We start from the raw sequence: 15,840 nt of genomic DNA on the forward strand, positions 1-15,840 counted from the left end.
CTATCGCATTCTCCGTGCACGTGCCAGGCGTTCCGCCAGGACACGGATCCTCTCCAGATAAAAAAGCATCAATTCATCACGATCGGCGATCCGGTTGCGACGTCGGAGCCAGGCTTTCTCTTCCAGACGGAGGGCATCGACATCGATGGAAGGATAGAATTGGAGATGCCGGTAGATGGAGGAGAGCAGATTGTCTTCGATACTCAATATTTCATCACTGCAGACCGTCCGCTCTCCCGGACTAAGGAGACTCCAGTCCGTCGAACACCAGGGGGGCTGCGGACAATAGTCGGAGGGCATCGCCCACAATGCCGTCGAGAGAAAAACTCCGGCTATAAAACGGGGAAAGATTTTCATCTCTTTACTCCAAATTTTTTAGCTCACTGTCCCTGAGGCTGTTGGGCAGGAGCGACAGGTTGAGCAGACGGCTGCATATTCTGCGGCTGGACAGGCTGGGCAGGCGCGGACGGCGCCGGAGCCGTAACGACGGGAGCGCTCTGCCGGACTACGGGAGCAGGAGCCTCCTGGGTGATGGTGGGCTGGACCGGAACCCGGGGATTGCTGGGTTGCAGGATGACCGGCTGTCGGGGAGCGGGCATCGGGTTTCTCGGCTGGGCCAGACGGTTGGCCGAGCCACCGAGACGTTTCAGGGAAGCCAAAGTCTCCTGAATGTAATTGTCGTTGGACTGTTTGGCCGTATTGATCAGGCGATATTCGGTCTCATAGTCGAGATTGTAGCCGGCGGGCAGTCCGTTGGCGCGGCGGTACTCCGCAATGGCCCGTCGGGTCATCGGGCCGTTGGAGCCGTCGAGCTTGCCGTTGTAGAATCCCAGGATTTTCAATGCCGTCTGGACCCGGCGTGTCCGTGTCCGCCGGTCGCTTCCCTGGGCCGCCAAATTCCGATCGAATTGCAAAAGCGTTCCGAGATAGATCAGAGCATCACGCTCCTGGGGGCTCATATAGGGAGTATCCCCGATCTCATAGGCCTGGTTAAAGGCGCGAAGTGCATTGCGTGTCGTAAAGGAGTTGACCTGCCCATCGATTGGCCCGTGATAGTAGCCCAGGTTTTTCAGGGCGATCTGGATCTTCATCTCATCACTGTGATTCTCCTGCACAGCCGGGGCGGCACGATGTCTTCTGTGACGATAGTGACGTCGTCCGTGACGATACACCTCATTGGTGATGACCGATCCGACGACCCCGCCGACGACCCCGCCGACAACCGCATCGCCGAAACTCGCCTCGGCACTTTCGATTCCCGCGAGCGACAAAATGGCTGCCATAGCCAATATGTTGATCCTTCTCATTTTTCTCCCTTTGTTTTGTAGTGATTAGATTGTATAAGATGAAAGCTTAAGCCGGAAATACTTACTCGGTGCGGTAATGATCTTTGTCAGAATTTCGGCTTGGTGACGAGATACCTGGGACCCTTGGCGAATAGAAGTGTTTGCACTTCGCCGGTCACGGCATCTTCCATAGAAAGAGTCAGCTTTTTGTCGGAAGTATGGGGGAAGAGGATCCGATAGGAGTCAAACCAGCCCGGCGTATGTCGTCGCAAAGCCTCCGGCAGTTTCGTATGGGAGATTTTTTCGATGGCTCGGGGAGCTTGACCGTCGAGCTTCATCCTGCGCAGGGCCACACACTCCTCCGGATAGACGGAGAGGATAAAGCGTTCTCCCTCTTTGGACTCCTTCGGCAAATAGCTGACGATGGCGACCGTCGTATTTCCCTCTCCGTGTCGGAAGAGAATCTTTTCGCTCTGTTGGAGCATCGAAAAGTCCGAGCGATGTTTATGAAGCCGATCATAGATGTGCCGATCATTTTTGGCGGCACATCCCCCCAGCCAAAGCAGCGAGCCCAAAATAACGGCACCTCCACCTACTCTCACCAATCGTGCGGTCATCCGTCCACCTTCTATCGACTTTGATGGACAATTGTAGCATAAGGGCGAATCGGCGGCCCCTCCTACTGTTCAGGGGAGATATACTACAATCCCTTTAAAATAGATTCCTCCTCCAAAGGCGAATATGGAGTACAAAGCAGTAGCGTTCACCGGCCCCTCCAACAGCGGAAAAACGACCCTGATCGAAAAAATAGCCAAAAAGTTGGTTCCCGACAGAGCCGTCGCCATCATCAAACACGACCCGTCGGACAAAGCCCGCTTCGACCGCGAAGGCAAAGACAGTGACCGCTTCTTCAAAACCGGAGCGGAAACCGCGGTCCTCTCCCCGACACGGACGACCCTCTTTTCCCACCGTCCCCGCACGATCGAAGAGGTCGCCCGACTTTTCGGGGAGTTCGATCTCCTGATGGTCGAGGGGCTGAAGCACTTTCCCCTGCCCCGTATCGGTATCTTTCGCGGAACGATCGATCCTGATTATCTCGATGTCCTCCAGGCGGTCGCCGTGGACCAAACGGTCCCGGATGAAGAGCTCTCGGCACTGCCCGATCGAATAGAGGTCCTGGATCTCAACGACATCGATGCCATTATCCGATGGATCGATCGCCACGCCACCCTATTGAAAAAGGATTGAAAAATGCAGACAATATTTCAAAAGATCAAAGAGATCGCCCTCAAGGTCGATCAGGCGATCAAAGACCAGGAGATGGGTTACAGTGAGCAGTGTAACGCTTCAGGCGACGACCAGCTCAAACTGGATGTCTATGCCGATGAACTCGTCGAATACGGCCTGAGGGAGCTTCCTCTCGTCAAAGCGATCATCAGTGAAGAGAAAGAGGATGTCATGCCCGTGCACGAGGAAGGGAAATATACCATCTGTTACGACCCCCTCGACGGCTCGAGCATTGTGGATGTGAACCTTTCGGTGGGGACGATCTTCGGGATCTATGAGGGAGAGCCCAGCGGGGAAACCCTCGTCGCTTCTGCCTACATCGTCTATGGCCCCCGGATCGAGATGGTCACGGTGACGCGCGGCGGCGAAGTCCAGCACTACCGATCGGGCAGCAGCCAACTCTTCAATCTCTGCTATAAAGCGGTGCGCCTGGAGGAGAAAGGCAAACTCAACGCTCCCGGCGGCACCCAGAAAAATTGGCCGCCCCACCACAAAGCCTTCATCGATTCCCTCTTTGCCGAAGGTTATCGGCTGCGCTATAGCGGTGGGATGGTTCCCGACTTGCATCAGATCCTTCTCAAAGGGGGCGGCCTCTTCAGCTATCCGGGCACGAGCGACAAACCCGACGGTAAGCTCCGCCTTCTTTTTGAAGTCCTCCCCTTCGCGCTGATCTACGAAACGGCGGGAGGAGAAGCGGTCAATGAACAGGGAAAACGCCTCCTGGAGCTGAAAGCGAAACATATTCATGACACGAGCCCCTGCTTCTTCGGATCCCGTTACGAGATTCATAAAATGAAGGAGGCTTACGGTGTCCTCTGAGTCCGCTTCCCGGCCCTTCCCTGCCGATCAATGGGAAGAGGCGCTGGCCAGAGAGCTGGAGCGGCTCAAAGAGTGCCAAAGCGCTCACAACCTCTCCAGCTGCCTGCAGTGTCCGGAGATCCTCGGCTGCAAAATCCGGGAAAGCTACGTCACCGCCGTCTACGAGAGTATGAACAAAGGCCAGGGAGGCGGCTTTGAATTCTGATACCAAGCAAGGAGCCAAGATGAAGACTCTGACCGAAGAAGAGAAGGAAAAGATCCTCCGGAGCATACGCACCATCCCCGATTTTCCAAAGCCGGGTATCCAATTCAAGGATATTACGACTCTGCTCAACAATCCCGAAGCGTTGAAACTGCTGATGGACCATCTGGAAGCCAGATACCGGGATTATGAGCTCGACTACGTGGCAGGGATCGAGGCCCGGGGATTTGTTTTCGGCAGTGTCCTAGCCGACCGACTCGGGATCGGCTTCGTGCCGGTGCGCAAAAAGGGCAAACTCCCCTACACGACCGTCTCGGAAAAATATTCACTGGAGTACGGATTCGATGAGGTGGAGATCCATATCGACGCTTTTGGGGAGGGAGGGATGTGCCGGGAGCATCCGGCCAAAGTGCTTCTCATCGACGATCTGATCGCCACCGGAGGCACGGCCGCTGCCGCAGCGCGCCTCATCGGCAAAGTGGGAGCGGAGTGTGTCGAGTGCTGTTTCGTTCTCGAACTCTCCTTTCTCAAAGGGCGCGAAGGGATCGACGCCCCCGTCTACTCGGTCATTACCCTCTGATCCTCTCGATCAGTCGGTACTCTCCACGACTCTGATCTCATCGATATCGTCATTCATCTCGATACTGTCGAGGACCCGGAAACTCTCGGTGTCCCCCTCTTCGATCCCGCCGAATACCGTATGGACCCCGTCGAGATGGGGCGTATCGACAAAGGTGATGAAGAATTGGCTTCCGCCGGTATCTTTGCCCGCGTGGGCCATAGAGAGGGCTCCCCGCTTGTGGGGGATGCCGTTGTCGGTTTCACAGCGGATCGCCCAACCGGGCCCGCCGGTCCCGGCGAGTCTGGGGTTGTCTTTGGAGTGGGGGCAACCGCCCTGGGCCATAAATCCGGGGATCACCCGGTGAAACTTGAGCCCGTCGTAGAAACCGCTGTTGGCCAGATGGGCGAAGTTGGCCACGGTATTGGGGGCTTCTTTGGGGTAGAGTTTGATCTTGATCGTCCCCTTGGGGGTTTTGATGAGGGCGTATTGGAGCTTTTCAAGCTCTTCGGGACTGAGGTTGTACTCTTTGAGTTCTTTTCCGAACATTTCTATTCTCCTTGTTGATGGGTGATTTTGGGTTTGGGATGGGTCATGGCGCTGGCCTTTTCCAATCCCTGCATAATAAAGATAGTGGCGATGACAAAAAGTGCCAACACTATCAGCGGTGCAATTTTTTGAAACATTGCCGATTCCTTTTAGGCTCGTAGTGAACGTGAAGCGATTGTAGCCTATTTTCAGCTTTGATTCAACTATTTTCGACTATAATTCTGCGTCCTTAAGGAGACGTGGGTGAGCTGGCTGAAACCACACCCCTGCTAAGGGTGCGTGCCTTAACGGGCACCGAGGGTTCGAATCCCTCCGTCTCCGCCATTCAAACCCCCATTGATAAACCTTGATCTTCAAAAAAACCTCAATTACCAAAGTCTTTGAAAGCTTGATTTAAAGCGGACTTTTAAATAGATGGCCCATTCACACCATAAGTGCAATTTTCATTTCTAATCATGCCGCAAACTTTTTAAGAAACTCCCCCAAGAAAACCTCGTAAGGCGTTTTGAACCCCATAGCTTTTCGTAGACGATGATTAAGCCGGTTCTGAATCATGGCCAGTTCTCTTTTTGTTACCGTCAGGAATTCTTTTTCCTTGGGTAGATACTGCCGGATGAGTCCATTGGTGTGCTCATTGAGTCCCCGTTCCCAGGAGCGGTAGGGATTGGCGAAATAGAAACCGGCTTCCAGTTCCTCGGCGATCGTAATATGCTTGTCAAACTCCTTGATGCCCTTTACCGATAACGGTATCAATTTCCCAATCTCCGACTCTAAATTTCTTCTCTACAATCTTCGGACGTTTTTCTATCCCAACTCTTCTCACGCTTCATTCTTCCGGCAATCTGCTCGGGGGACCATTCCAGCTTCAATTTCGCCCGAACGTATCGTTCCACTCCCGGAGTCCACACAGTATATTTCCGTTTTCTCTGCTGACGCAGTCTCGCTTCACTGGCCGCATACTTCGGATCGTAATGCCCATCGAGATTACCGTTCCGTCTCAATTCCCGGCTAATGCTTGATGGGGAAACCTTTAGTTTCCGGGCTATCTCCTTCTGGCTGTAATCAATCTTACGGAAAGCTGAAATACGGTATCGTTGCTGCAGGGTTAACTGGCTATAGCTCATACAACCTCCTATCTTTTTGGTCGAAAACAAGGATAACCGAGCTCCGGTTAACCCTCTCTTACACACCTCAATTCGGAAAATTGCACTTTTGATTTGAATTGGCGTTTATAAAAAATTGTACTTATGGGTTAAATTAATGTAACAATATGCTACCATTTTTAAAATTCAAAAAAGGAAAGTCATGAAAGAAGATATCAATTCTGCTGCAAGAATAAAAGATAGTAGAAATGAAATTGTATATAGTGAAGAACTGCCTAATTCGTACAATGATGGGAAATTAGATAAAGAGAGTTTTATTTGCTTGGGATGTAATGCAAAATCCATTCCCTGTTCATATAAGCCTAATAATTTAAGACGACCTTATTATAAAGTGTTAGAGCATGAAAAAGAGTGTGAGGTTAAAAAATATCAAGAATTAGTCCAAATAGGGAAAAAGAAAAAAATAAGTAGTAATGATGGTTTTCCTGTTCCCTACCCATCAAAACTATATTTAATAAATAAAAATCGTAAAATTGCTTCAAGTAAAGAAAATCAAGAGAATATAGATACTAAAGAGATTAAAAGTTATCAACAACATACTGTACATACTACTGTCGATGGTAAGCATCATCGCATCAGTTCAACCATACGTCCAATTGTGAAACATTTTATAAATTTTCCACATGATAGGCATGTGAATGTCTCCACCGGCTAATAGCCGGTGGCTTCAGATTACGGCTGAAAGCCGGTCATTCAGCCTGAAGGCCGTCGGTTGATCAGACAACTCGGAACTCATCATCAAGCTCTGGTGGTTGTTGGTTCTTGATATATTCCATCCAGACTTCATCGGTCACATTTCCACTCGTTGCAACCCAGTATCCTCTCGCCCACAAATGCTGCCCCCAATACCGCTTCTTCAGCATCCGAAATTCACTCATCAATTTATGCGAACTCTTCCCTTTCAAATATTGCACTGCCTTTGATACGGACATATTTGGCGGTATCCCTATCAACAAATGTACATGATCCCGATTGATGGATCCTGCATAAATCACCATCTCCCGACTCATCGCAATCTCACGTAACAAATCTCGGCATCGGTACCCCACATCCCCTTTTAAGACGGGATAACGGTATTTTGTCGTCCACACGAGATGGTATTTACAGTCCCATACTGTATGCCCACCATTTCTATACTCTTGCATCTTTCAAGCATACCATATCCCGGCCGCCTAAAGGCGTGGGGTTTACGGATCCCCGATGGGGGACTCTAGAACTGGAAATACCAATGATAAATTTTGATACTTATAAAAGCGCCTTTAAAAAAATAAGCACATATGAAACCAGTGATCAAGAGTTCTTAGAAAAATATTCAATCAGAAGAATCTATCTTGGGAAATTGAGTCTTGCAAAGGATAGTGTAAAAAACAACGGTACCAATATTATGTTTAGGTTTTTTGATAAAGAGAAAGATATAACATTAAAAATAGATGTATCTGATTGGAGCGACAGAAAAATAAATGAAGTGGTCAATGATATTGAAGATTTGAAAGATAAAGTCAAAACACAATTTTCTGTAGGACTAAAAAAATCATGAAAGAAAAGAACAAATCATACGAAGATATATCTAAAGAAGAACGGAAAAAAATTAAAACAGATGATATTTATATTTTTTTCTTAGGTAGCCTATCAAAAGAAGACTATACCTTTGAATTATATGAAAATGATCATAGACTATACTGTACGCAATTAATTACAGGTAACTTGTATCCAGAATTGCACAAACAGGAAAGTATATGAAACAATAGTGATAAGTGAATATAACTTATCATTGTCCATGACAAACTACATCAAAACATCTCTTTTAATAACAATCCGTTTGCCTTTTTAAGAAGCATCGCGTAGCTTCCCGGATCTGCAGAGAGTTTCAAACGGACTTCATAGCCTGGGAAATCCCGATGAAGCACTTCGATATCCAACTCATTGATAAGGCACTCCAATCGGTTCAATGCACTGTAAGCACAGCCGATATGATAACGCTCCTTCATCACCCAATGCTTCAAATTCGCACAATCAATAACGCTGCTTGCCGCCTGGGTATAGGCCCGCACCATCCCGCCCGTGCCCAGTTTTATCCCGCCGAAATAACGGACCGTCAGGATGGCGCACTCCACGAGGTCGTTGCCGCGCAGCACGTTGAGCGTGGGCACACCGGCGCAGCCTTTGGGCTCGCCGTCGTCGGAAGAGTGTTCGACGATCTGCCGATGTTCGTTGAAGCGGCGGTAGGCGGTGACAATATGGTTGGCTTTGGGGTGTTCCTTTCGCAACCGGCTGTGAAGCGTTTCAAAATCGGCGATGGGAACGAGATAACTGAGAAACTTGGATCGTTTGACGATCGTCTCGGCGAAAAAACTTTGGGAAACCGTTTGCATAGGGAGAGTTTACAGGAAGGATGGGTAAAGATGGATAAAAAGCCCCAGAGGCAGGGCTCTTTCATAAGCCAAGGAGGGATCTAGATCCCCAGCTCTTGACGCACCTCTTTGACCGCTTGGACCATATTGGCCAGGCTCGCCTCCACCTCCGGCCAGCCCCGGGTCTTGAGGCCGCAGTCGGGGTTGATCCAGAGCTGCCGGGGCGGCAGGACTTCCAGGAGGGCGTGGATCTGATCGACCATCTCGTCCACACTCGGGACGCGGGGGGAGTGAATGTCGTAAACGCCGGGGCCGATCTCCATCTCATAGCCGCGCTCTTTGAAGATCCGCAACAGGACATTGCCGCTGCGGGCCGTCTCGATGCTGATGACGTCGGCATCCATCCCTTCGATGGTGTCGATGATGTCGTTGAATTCGCTGTAGCACATATGGGTATGGATCTGGGTCTCGGGCTCGGCGACATTGGTAGCGATCCAGAAACTCTCCAGAGCGAAGCGCTCATACTCGGGCCGTTTGGCCGAGCGCAGGGGGTAGCCCTCTTTGAACGCCGCCTCATCCACCTGGATCATCCCGATGCCCGCCTTTTGCAGATCGTCCACTTCGTCCCGGATCGCCAGGGCGATCTGATAGCAGGTCTCGGATCGGGGCTGGTCGTCGCGCACAAAAGACCAGTTGAGAATGGTTACGGGCCCGGTGAGCATCCCCTTCATCGGACGCTCGGTCAGACTCTGGGCGAAGGTGCTCCAGCGGACCGTCATCGGTGCGGGCCGGCTCACATCCCCGTAGATCAGCGGGGGTTTGACGCAGCGACTTCCGTAGCTCTGTACCCAGCCGTTCTCGCTAAAGGCGACTCCAGAGAGCTGTTCGCCGAAATACTCCACCATATCGTTACGCTCGAACTCCCCGTGTACCAGAATCTCCAGGTCGATGCGCTCCTGAAACTCCACACAGGCTTTGATCTGCTCTTCGATGTAGCGCTCATAGGTTTCGGCATCGATCCTGCCCTCCTTGTAATCCCGCCGCATCTTGCGAAGCTCGGGCGTCTGGGGAAAGCTGCCGATGGTCGTCGTCGCCAGGGGTTTGTACCCGAAGCGCCGATGCTGCGTTACGATCCGCTCTTTGAAGGGGGTCTTGCGTTTCCGGCGCAGAGTATCGAGGGCTTTCATCCGCTCCTGCACCGCCGGGTCGGTGACGTGGGAGCTTTCGCGCCGTTTAGCCAAAGCACAGCGGCTCTCTTCCAGAACCTGGTGCTGTGACTCAGCCAAAGACTTTTTGCGGAAAAGCGCGTTGAGTACATTCAATTCCTCCAGCCGCTCCGTGGCGAAGGCCAGGTAGCTTTTGACCGCGGGATCCATCTTCTCTTCGTAGCGCAGGGTAAAGGGAATATGCAGCAAAGAGCACGAAGGGCTCAGAATGACGCGTTCGGCGGGGACAGTCTGCGCTATGCTTTCGAGCAGTTCCAGACGCTTGTCCAGATCGGTCCGCCAGATATTGCGTCCGTCGATCACACCGGCGATCAGAGTTTTGCCCGAATCGGCGATCGCCTGGAGGGCTTCCCTGTTTTGCCCTTCGTCATAGAGAAAGTCAAGCCCGATCCCCGCAACCGGGGTTTGTGCCAGCACGCGGGCCGCCTCGACGGCGTGATCAAAATAGCTCACGACATAGAGTTTCAAGCGGGAGTCGATGCTCGCCAGGCGCTCGTAGGCGTTTCGGATCAACAGTCCCATCTGCGCCGCTTTGTCGGTAACAAACACGGGCTCTTCCATCTGGATGATAATCTCTTCCTCATCCAACTGGGCCAGCTGAGTCAGCAGCGTTTCATAAAGAGGCAGGATCCTGTCGAAAAGCCCCAGGGCGTCCACGTCGGGAGAATCGGGCCGTTTGGCGTTGGCCAGGAAGGTCAGAGGCCCGATGAGATTGATCTTGGGGTGCTCGATCCCCTGCGCTTTGGCTTCGGCGTAGCGTGCTATGATCCCCGAAGCGTCCGCCCTCCCCTGCAAAGCGGCACTGAGCTCCGGCACGATGTAGTGGTAATTGGTATTGAACCACTTGGTCATCTCCATCGCGGGGCGGCTTTCATCCCCTCGGGCCATCGCGAAATAGCGCTCGACCGGATCGCTGATCGTGCGGAAGCGCTCGGGCTCCAGGCCCAGGGCGACGATCATATCCAGGGTCTGGTCATACCAGCTGAAATCGTTGCAGCTGATCGCATCGATTCCCACGGCGCACTGATAATCCCAATGGCGGCGGCGCAGCTGGGCGCTGGTTTTTTCCAACTCTTCCAGAGAGCTCTCTTTTTTCCAATACTTTTCCAGGGCGAATTTGAGCTCACGCTTTTCGCCGATGCGTCCGAAACCTATATTCCACGTCTCAATCCGTGACATTTCTTATCCTTGATATTTATAAATATTTCAACAAAGGCTATAGGGTTCCCTACAGCAAATCGCTCTTGTTTGGGGTTCAGGGTGAATTAGGAAAAGAGAAAGTACGGTGGAGAAGTGCCGGTTTTTGTTTTGAAATAGCGTCCGGGAGGGGTGAAGAAAAATTTATAGAGATGCCAGAGTCGGCGGAATTTTCGGCGGAAGATACAGTTGCAGTGGCAAGCTTTCCGGGCGACCCGGGTCGTGACGGCCTCATAGAGCTCGGAGAGCTCCAAAGGCGGCGGCTCCTCGGACCGCTCATCGGTCTCACCGCCCTTTTGGCACCGATGGTGGCGTACAGTGCGCACATGATCCTCCGCGATGCGGATCGAACCGTTGAGTGCGGCGATGGCGCTGAGGCGGAAATAACGCCCCTTGAAACCGATGAGTCTTTTCATACCGGGAGTATAGCAAAAAACCGGATTCCGATGACTATCGGAACTATTTGCGGATCCCCTGGACCCAGGCGATCATCGTCTCGTGAGCCTGGGGATTGGGAGCGTCCATAAAGCTGACGGTGAACTTGTCATCCTCTTCGACGACGGCGATACTGCGGGGGCGGACAGCCGCCATCTGGGGGATGGGAAGCTCTTTGCCGAAGCAGAAGACGATCAGTTTGACATCTTTGATCTTCTCGTCCATTTTGTGATCGGGGAGGTTTTTGGTGTGGGTGTAGTGGTCGAACGTAGCGATATAGGTAGCGACGGGGTGGGCTTCGATCGCCTCTTTGAGGTAAGCGATGATCTCGTCGGTGTTGGAGAATTTCGCTTCATCTTTGCCGATCTCGGCCGCCTGGATGGGATAGGTGTCTTTGATGGTCATACTTTTCATCTTATTGTCCTTCGTTATCGATTTTATAGGGCGGCATTATACTCAGAATTTTATTTACCGTCCAAACAAAAAAGGGATAGAGGATCAAACCCGTCATCGCCGCCAGGGCATCCACCCCCAGATCGGCCCATTCGGCGCTGCGCCAGGGGAGGAAGTACTGGATGCCTTCGATCCCCGCCCCGTAAGCGACCAGCAGCCCCCAGCTCCTCAGCCAACCCGGCCGATAGGCAGCCATCAGCAGCCAGGCCAGGACTACAAAGGCGGCGAAGTGGTTGAGTTTGTCGGACCACCGGAAAGGCTTGGGGAGTTCCTGGGTCCAGGGCATCAGCGCCAGGAAGGCGATGATCGCCAAAGCAAGCCAGAAAAGCCGCTTCCAGGAGAGCGGTCTAGGCAGAGGCCGCAATCTTCTCTCCGATAAATCGGGCGAAGGCATCGGTATCGTTGGGGCAGCGGGCGACCCGGTAATCCTCGTAGCCGATCTTCTCGGCGATCTCCCGGTGCTCCCGGTCCAGCTCGAAGAGGGTTTCACTGTTGTCGACGGTAAAGGCCAGGGGAAAGATCAGGACCTTGAGATTGTCCGGCTTGCGCAGGAGATCGGCCAGATTGGGCTCCAGCCAGGCGGCATTGCCCACTTTGGATTGGTAGGCCAGTCTTATATTTTTAAATATAATCCCCTGCTCCCTCAGATAAATTTTGAGGGCCGAGACATTGGCTTCTATCTGTTTCTCATAGGGGTCACCCGCTTTGATGATACTCATCGGCAAGCCGTGGGCCGAGAGGATCAGGTCATATTCACTGGTATCAATCCCTTTGGCGGCCTGGCGGATCATCTCTGCCTGGATCGCCACATAGTCGTAGTCGTCATAATAAGGCTCGATGAGGCGGATTTTGGGCTCATAGCCCATCGCTTCGCAGCGCTCCTGCACATCTTCGAGCGAAGATTTGGTCGTGGTGGTGGAATATTGGGGATACATCGGAAAGAGGATCAGCTCCTCGACACCCTCCGCCTGAAATTCCCGCAGCGCTTCGTCAGCAAAAGGTGGCACATAGCGCATCGCGGGACGCACCGGCATCCCCGTCCCCTCCTCTACCTTGGCCTCCAAAGAGAGGGTGATCTCCGTTAGCGGAGATTTGCCCCCCAGCTGACGATAATTCTCCTGCGCCTCGGCCAGCCGCTTGCGGACGATCATATTCCCGATCATCCGCCGCATCCAGGGATTCATCGGCAGGATATTTTTGTCGGCAAACATATTCCGCAAGAAGAGCTCCACCTCTTCTATGTTGTTGGGGCCTCCCATATTGAGCAGCAGCACGGCGCGTTTCATTCTCATTATGACCTTGTCTTGTTTTGGGGAATGGTAGCATATTCGGGAAAACTGTTCTTTGGACTTTCTCTATCGATACGGGGATGGCGGTGCATGTCTCGTAGCACTGTCTCTACAAAATCTCCCTATTACCCTTCAGCTATCCGTCTATAACAATAACCAAAAGAAGGACTATTGTCTTAGTCTCTCCAAAAAGACACTATCTCTTCTCTTATAGCTGAAATAAGTCATTTTCCACAATAGAGTATTTAGTTAAGCTCTTAAAGTATCGCCCATTATACGTACAAAATACACGGATAATGTCTTAGAACCAATAGAATGACATCATAAATAGAATGACATCATAATATAAGGTATTTCTGGGGAAATCTAGTTAATATATTTGATATATGATGATTTGCAATATTGGTTGGGAGGAGCAGTAAGACATTTTAAAAATCGTACCGTTTGGAGACGTTGAAAGAATATGATACAAAGTTTTTTACATTAATTAATAATTTTTTACATTAATAAGGAGAATGGAAATTGAAAAAAATTTATTATTGTGTTTCTCAAATTAAAATGACTAAAATTCTATTAGAAAAAATTAATTCTGATTTTTTTTCAAGAGTCTTATCAAGACAGATAATTATCAGATTATATGATTTTATTACTTTGACAAGGCAGTATAATAATGCCTTTATTACTGATTATAATTTAAAAATAATATTAAAAAATAAATTAAACTCATTGTCTTATGAATTCGAAGATAAACTAAAAATTCAAAGACATAAATTCAGTGCACATTTTCAAGATTTAGAATTCATAAATAGAGCCGATGCTTGGTCAAGAATAACAAAAACTAAAATTGATAATTTTTACATTAATGTTTTGGAAATTTATAACTTATTGAAACACGAATGTGCTTTTCAAGACATATTAACCGAAAATTTGAAATTATCTTCAAATGACATTAGAGGAATAAAAAAATTAGTAAATAATAAAAATATAGAAAAAGAACCTCATTTCTCAAATGATATTTTATCCATAACTAGAACCAATGCAGTTTCAATAATACCTTGTCATCCAATACAAGATAAGGTTTTATCATTAAATAGTATTCATTTAATGATAGATTTCGAAGTTTCCCTTTACTATGTATTGCAGACTAAAGTTTATAAAGAGCTCATATTTATTATATTAATCACTGATATTGTAAATTTTATAGATAACTTAATTACAAGGGAAGGGTCAAAATACATTGGCCTAGATAAAATAATTGACAAACAAATTCGACCTTGGATGTATCTAAAATATCAAACAAATAAGCTAAGTAATTTTATACTATTAAAGCAAACAAAATATGATTATAAAACAGATACACAACTAGAAAATGTTCAAAATATATTAAATTCATTTTTGGACATCTATAATATAGAAAGTTTAAACGAAATTAGAATTATCAGAAATAAACTTTGTGCACATATTGATACTAAAGATAATTTAGATTATCTTTTGGAATCAGTTGATAAGATAGATATTGATTTTTTGTTAAAAATATATCTAGATTTTTATAGATTATTTTACACAATATGTAGTTCTGTTCATTATCTTAAACCATTTATAATCCCACCAACAAAGATACATGGCATAACTTCAATATCTCCTCAACCTGATAAAGATAAAATGTTTTTTAAAAGATAAATACATTCAAACTACATTTTATAAAAAATGAAGATTTGTATAAAGGTACACTCTTTTTTGAAGTATTAATAGACAATTATTATTAAATTAAAATCCAAGATAATGCAGTTAAATGAGGAGACAACAATGATCGAACTCACCTTCCTGGGCACCTCCGCAGGCGTTCCCACCCGCCACAGAAATGTCTCGGGCCTGGCGCTACGGCCGGAGCAGAGCGGCGGATGGCTTCTTTTCGATTGCGGAGAGGCGACGCAGCATCAGATTATGAAGAGTACACTCAGTCTCTTTCGCCTGGAGCGGATCTTCATCACCCATCTCCACGGGGATCACGTCTATGGGCTTTTTGGGCTGCTGGCGAGTCGGGGGATGTTGATGTGTGAAACACCTCTGGAGATCTACGGTCCGCCGGGGCTCAAAGAGATGCTCGAGAGCGTGATGCGACTTTCCCAGCTGCATCTGCCCTTCGAGGTGAAGACTAGGGAGCTAAACGGCACCGAGCGGCTCGAATTCGGCTCCTATCGGATCGAGCCGGTGCCGATGTCCCACTCCATCACCTGTTACGGCTACGCCTTTATCGAAAAAGATCGGCCCGGAAAGCTCGACCGGGACAAAGCCGCGGAACTGGGTATCCCTGAGGGGCCGATGCTGGGCCGCCTGAAGGCGGGCGAACCGGTGCTCCTGCCAAACGGAAGGATCATAGAGCCAGTAGAGGTCCTCTCCCTTCCCCGGCCGGGACGGCGCATCCTCATCGGCGGGGACAATGACCGGCCCGAGCGCTTCAGCCCCTATTCGGGCGCCGATCTGCTGATCCACGAAGCCACCTATACCCAGAAAGACTTCGACCGTCTGCCGCGGAAATTCAAACACACGACGGCTCTGCAATTGGGTTGTGCCGCGAAAAAGATGAAAATGAAAGCCCTGGCGGCGACACATTTCAGTGCGCGATATGATACGGCTCATAGAATGGATGAGATCGAAAAAGAGATAAGGGAGTGTTATAAGGGAACGCTCTACCTGGCATCCGATCTGATGCAGATAGAGCTTTGAGGATCAGGCCTCTTTTTTCTTGCGGGGTTTGGGCAGAAGCTCTTTGAAACGGATGTAGGTGATTTTGGCCACTTTTCCATTCTTGCGAACGGGGAGTTTACCCTCCTCTTCCAGAATTTCGTTGAGTTTGTTGCGCGCTTCGGTCATCGACATATGTTTGACCAGATAGCGGGCGGTCTTTTTCACCTCGGGATCTCTCAGGAGTTGTTCCATAGGGGAAAGTGTCTCTTTCTTTTGTTCTTTTACCGCTTTTTTCGCTTTTTCCAGTAGTGACATTACATAACCTTTCTTATAAAA

22 protein-coding genes, 1 tRNA gene and 1 pseudogene are annotated in these 15,840 nt (G+C 49.5%); 10 read left to right on the forward strand and 14 right to left on the reverse strand.

The genetic code is table 11. The features are described 5' to 3' along the window. From NITSA_RS05540 to NITSA_RS05550, 3 genes are all read right to left on the reverse strand, one after another. Positions 1-357, reverse strand: coding sequence for a lysozyme inhibitor LprI family protein (locus NITSA_RS05540; RefSeq protein WP_013554037.1), 357 nt, complete (start codon positions 355-357; stop codon positions 1-3). A 23-nt stretch (positions 358-380) separates the two neighbouring features. Next, positions 381-1,307 carry a peptidoglycan-binding protein gene (locus NITSA_RS05545; RefSeq protein ID WP_013554038.1) on the reverse strand — a complete coding sequence of 309 codons (927 nt, stop codon included), beginning with the start codon at positions 1,305-1,307 and terminating at the stop codon, positions 381-383. A gap of 86 nt (positions 1,308-1,393) precedes the next feature. Next, entirely contained in the window at positions 1,394-1,903 is a 510-nt protein-coding gene (locus NITSA_RS05550; protein WP_013554039.1) for a hypothetical protein, read from the reverse strand. A 124-nt stretch (positions 1,904-2,027) separates the two neighbouring features. Here NITSA_RS05550 and mobB point away from each other — a divergent pair, with 124 nt between their 5' ends. The 4 genes from mobB to NITSA_RS05570 are packed head-to-tail and all read left to right on the forward strand — an operon-like array spanning position 2,028 to position 4,174. Beyond that, positions 2,028-2,534 (forward strand): molybdopterin-guanine dinucleotide biosynthesis protein B, encoded by a 507-nt coding sequence (mobB, locus tag NITSA_RS05555; protein WP_013554040.1) that lies wholly within the window; start codon positions 2,028-2,030, stop codon positions 2,532-2,534. A gap of 3 nt (positions 2,535-2,537) precedes the next feature. Then, a complete protein-coding gene (locus NITSA_RS05560; protein WP_013554041.1) occupies positions 2,538-3,392 on the forward strand; it encodes a class 1 fructose-bisphosphatase in 855 nt (284 codons plus the stop codon). Continuing rightward, entirely contained in the window at positions 3,382-3,597 is a 216-nt protein-coding gene (locus NITSA_RS05565; RefSeq protein WP_013554042.1) for a hypothetical protein, read from the forward strand. Before NITSA_RS05560 ends, NITSA_RS05565 begins: the two co-directional genes overlap by 11 nt. A 19-nt stretch (positions 3,598-3,616) precedes the next feature. Next, positions 3,617-4,174, forward strand: coding sequence for an adenine phosphoribosyltransferase (locus tag NITSA_RS05570; RefSeq protein ID WP_013554043.1), 558 nt, complete (start codon positions 3,617-3,619; stop codon positions 4,172-4,174). Positions 4,175-4,183: 9 nt separating this feature from the next. Here the strand turns inward: NITSA_RS05570 and NITSA_RS05575 are convergent, their stop codons facing one another. Together NITSA_RS05575 and NITSA_RS11710 are read right to left on the reverse strand one after the other, a co-directional pair. Then, positions 4,184-4,702: a peptidylprolyl isomerase gene (locus tag NITSA_RS05575; protein ID WP_013554044.1), complete on the reverse strand. Its 519-nt coding sequence runs from the start codon at positions 4,700-4,702 to the stop codon at positions 4,184-4,186. A 2-nt stretch (positions 4,703-4,704) separates the two neighbouring features. Then, the gene (locus NITSA_RS11710) at positions 4,705-4,839 is read right to left on the reverse strand and encodes a hypothetical protein (RefSeq protein ID WP_013554045.1); all 135 of its coding nucleotides are present in this window, start codon (positions 4,837-4,839) and stop codon (positions 4,705-4,707) included. Between the two features lie 96 nt (positions 4,840-4,935). Between NITSA_RS11710 and NITSA_RS05580 the strand changes: the two genes are divergently transcribed. Continuing rightward, positions 4,936-5,026, forward strand: a tRNA-Ser gene (locus tag NITSA_RS05580). A gap of 129 nt (positions 5,027-5,155) precedes the next feature. On the opposite strand, the pseudogene NITSA_RS11765 reads toward NITSA_RS05580, so the two are convergent. Then, a pseudogene (locus NITSA_RS11765) lies at positions 5,156-5,826 on the reverse strand (IS30 family transposase). Positions 5,827-6,007: 181 nt separating this feature from the next. Between NITSA_RS11765 and NITSA_RS11285 the strand changes: the two are divergent. Beyond that, positions 6,008-6,520 (forward strand): hypothetical protein, encoded by a 513-nt coding sequence (locus NITSA_RS11285; RefSeq protein WP_148224946.1) that lies wholly within the window; start codon positions 6,008-6,010, stop codon positions 6,518-6,520. 61 nt (positions 6,521-6,581) lie between these two features. Here NITSA_RS11285 and tnpA read toward each other — a convergent pair whose 3' ends face one another. Then, the gene (gene tnpA / locus NITSA_RS05595; protein ID WP_013553795.1) at positions 6,582-7,010 is read right to left on the reverse strand and encodes an IS200/IS605 family transposase; all 429 of its coding nucleotides are present in this window, start codon (positions 7,008-7,010) and stop codon (positions 6,582-6,584) included. Positions 7,011-7,093: 83 nt separating this feature from the next. On the opposite strand from tnpA, the gene NITSA_RS05600 reads away from it, so the two are divergent. Both NITSA_RS05600 and NITSA_RS05605 read left to right on the forward strand, forming a co-directional pair. After that, positions 7,094-7,402 carry a hypothetical protein gene (locus NITSA_RS05600; RefSeq protein WP_042203781.1) on the forward strand — a complete coding sequence of 103 codons (309 nt, stop codon included), beginning with the start codon at positions 7,094-7,096 and terminating at the stop codon, positions 7,400-7,402. Then, positions 7,399-7,605, forward strand: coding sequence for a hypothetical protein (locus tag NITSA_RS05605; protein ID WP_013554046.1), 207 nt, complete (start codon positions 7,399-7,401; stop codon positions 7,603-7,605). The genes NITSA_RS05600 and NITSA_RS05605 overlap by 4 nt, the downstream gene beginning before the upstream one ends. Positions 7,606-7,655: 50 nt before the next feature. On the opposite strand, the gene NITSA_RS05610 is transcribed toward NITSA_RS05605, so the two are convergent. The 6 genes from NITSA_RS05610 to hemH form a co-directional block, all read right to left on the reverse strand. After that, entirely contained in the window at positions 7,656-8,237 is a 582-nt protein-coding gene (locus NITSA_RS05610; RefSeq protein ID WP_013554047.1) for an IMPACT family protein, read from the reverse strand. A gap of 80 nt (positions 8,238-8,317) precedes the next feature. Further along, positions 8,318-10,621, reverse strand: a complete 2,304-nt coding sequence (gene metE, locus NITSA_RS05615) for a 5-methyltetrahydropteroyltriglutamate--homocysteine S-methyltransferase (protein WP_013554048.1) — start codon at positions 10,619-10,621, stop codon at positions 8,318-8,320. An 86-nt stretch (positions 10,622-10,707) separates the two neighbouring features. Beyond that, positions 10,708-11,055, reverse strand: a complete 348-nt coding sequence (locus NITSA_RS05620) for a hypothetical protein (RefSeq protein WP_013554049.1) — start codon at positions 11,053-11,055, stop codon at positions 10,708-10,710. A 43-nt stretch (positions 11,056-11,098) separates the two neighbouring features. Further along, positions 11,099-11,488: a DUF6858 family protein gene (locus tag NITSA_RS05625; RefSeq protein WP_013554050.1), complete on the reverse strand. Its 390-nt coding sequence runs from the start codon at positions 11,486-11,488 to the stop codon at positions 11,099-11,101. Position 11,489: 1 nt separating this feature from the next. Next, entirely contained in the window at positions 11,490-11,891 is a 402-nt protein-coding gene (locus tag NITSA_RS05630; RefSeq protein WP_013554051.1) for a VanZ family protein, read from the reverse strand. Beyond that, on the reverse strand, positions 11,875-12,813 hold the full coding sequence (hemH, locus tag NITSA_RS05635; RefSeq protein WP_042203784.1) for a ferrochelatase: 939 nt from the start codon (positions 12,811-12,813) through the stop codon (positions 11,875-11,877). The genes NITSA_RS05630 and hemH overlap by 17 nt, the downstream gene beginning before the upstream one ends. Before the next feature lie 525 nt (positions 12,814-13,338). Here hemH and NITSA_RS05640 point away from each other — a divergent pair. Both NITSA_RS05640 and rnz read left to right on the forward strand, forming a co-directional pair. Next, positions 13,339-14,496: a hypothetical protein gene (locus tag NITSA_RS05640; protein ID WP_013554053.1), complete on the forward strand. Its 1,158-nt coding sequence runs from the start codon at positions 13,339-13,341 to the stop codon at positions 14,494-14,496. 126 nt (positions 14,497-14,622) lie between these two features. Further along, positions 14,623-15,543: a ribonuclease Z gene (gene rnz, locus NITSA_RS05645; protein ID WP_013554054.1), complete on the forward strand. Its 921-nt coding sequence runs from the start codon at positions 14,623-14,625 to the stop codon at positions 15,541-15,543. A 3-nt stretch (positions 15,544-15,546) separates the two neighbouring features. On the opposite strand, the gene NITSA_RS05650 is transcribed toward rnz, so the two are convergent. After that, a complete protein-coding gene (locus NITSA_RS05650; protein WP_013554055.1) occupies positions 15,547-15,819 on the reverse strand; it encodes a hypothetical protein in 273 nt (90 codons plus the stop codon). Positions 15,820-15,840: the final 21 nt, after the last annotated feature.

Source organism: Nitratifractor salsuginis DSM 16511 (assembly GCF_000186245.1).
Lineage (GTDB): Bacteria > Campylobacterota > Campylobacteria > Campylobacterales > Sulfurovaceae > Nitratifractor > Nitratifractor salsuginis.

What these genes read in the sequence shown, in the direction of transcription:
- NITSA_RS11285 (WP_148224946.1), top strand. Translation starts at nt 6,008, where the DNA reads ATGAAAGAAGATATCAATTCTGCTGCAAGAATAAAAGATAGTAGAAAT.
- hemH (WP_042203784.1), bottom strand. Translation starts at nt 12,813, where the DNA reads ATGAAACGCGCCGTGCTGCTGCTCAATATGGGAGGCCCCAACAACATA.
- NITSA_RS05620 (WP_013554049.1), bottom strand. Translation starts at nt 11,055, where the DNA reads ATGAAAAGACTCATCGGTTTCAAGGGGCGTTATTTCCGCCTCAGCGCC.
- NITSA_RS05625 (WP_013554050.1), bottom strand. Translation starts at nt 11,488, where the DNA reads ATGAAAAGTATGACCATCAAAGACACCTATCCCATCCAGGCGGCCGAG.
- NITSA_RS11710 (WP_013554045.1), bottom strand. Translation starts at nt 4,839, where the DNA reads ATGTTTCAAAAAATTGCACCGCTGATAGTGTTGGCACTTTTTGTCATC.
- NITSA_RS05605 (WP_013554046.1), top strand. Translation starts at nt 7,399, where the DNA reads ATGAAAGAAAAGAACAAATCATACGAAGATATATCTAAAGAAGAACGG.
- NITSA_RS05650 (WP_013554055.1), bottom strand. Translation starts at nt 15,819, where the DNA reads ATGTCACTACTGGAAAAAGCGAAAAAAGCGGTAAAAGAACAAAAGAAA.
- NITSA_RS05545 (WP_013554038.1), bottom strand. Translation starts at nt 1,307, where the DNA reads ATGAGAAGGATCAACATATTGGCTATGGCAGCCATTTTGTCGCTCGCG.
- NITSA_RS05610 (WP_013554047.1), bottom strand. Translation starts at nt 8,237, where the DNA reads ATGCAAACGGTTTCCCAAAGTTTTTTCGCCGAGACGATCGTCAAACGA.
- NITSA_RS05575 (WP_013554044.1), bottom strand. Translation starts at nt 4,702, where the DNA reads ATGTTCGGAAAAGAACTCAAAGAGTACAACCTCAGTCCCGAAGAGCTT.
- mobB (WP_013554040.1), top strand. Translation starts at nt 2,028, where the DNA reads ATGGAGTACAAAGCAGTAGCGTTCACCGGCCCCTCCAACAGCGGAAAA.
- tnpA (WP_013553795.1), bottom strand. Translation starts at nt 7,010, where the DNA reads ATGCAAGAGTATAGAAATGGTGGGCATACAGTATGGGACTGTAAATAC.
- rnz (WP_013554054.1), top strand. Translation starts at nt 14,623, where the DNA reads ATGATCGAACTCACCTTCCTGGGCACCTCCGCAGGCGTTCCCACCCGC.
- metE (WP_013554048.1), bottom strand. Translation starts at nt 10,621, where the DNA reads ATGTCACGGATTGAGACGTGGAATATAGGTTTCGGACGCATCGGCGAA.
- NITSA_RS05550 (WP_013554039.1), bottom strand. Translation starts at nt 1,903, where the DNA reads ATGACCGCACGATTGGTGAGAGTAGGTGGAGGTGCCGTTATTTTGGGC.
- NITSA_RS05600 (WP_042203781.1), top strand. Translation starts at nt 7,094, where the DNA reads ATGATAAATTTTGATACTTATAAAAGCGCCTTTAAAAAAATAAGCACA.
- NITSA_RS05570 (WP_013554043.1), top strand. Translation starts at nt 3,617, where the DNA reads ATGAAGACTCTGACCGAAGAAGAGAAGGAAAAGATCCTCCGGAGCATA.
- NITSA_RS05540 (WP_013554037.1), bottom strand. Translation starts at nt 357, where the DNA reads ATGAAAATCTTTCCCCGTTTTATAGCCGGAGTTTTTCTCTCGACGGCA.
- NITSA_RS05560 (WP_013554041.1), top strand. Translation starts at nt 2,538, where the DNA reads ATGCAGACAATATTTCAAAAGATCAAAGAGATCGCCCTCAAGGTCGAT.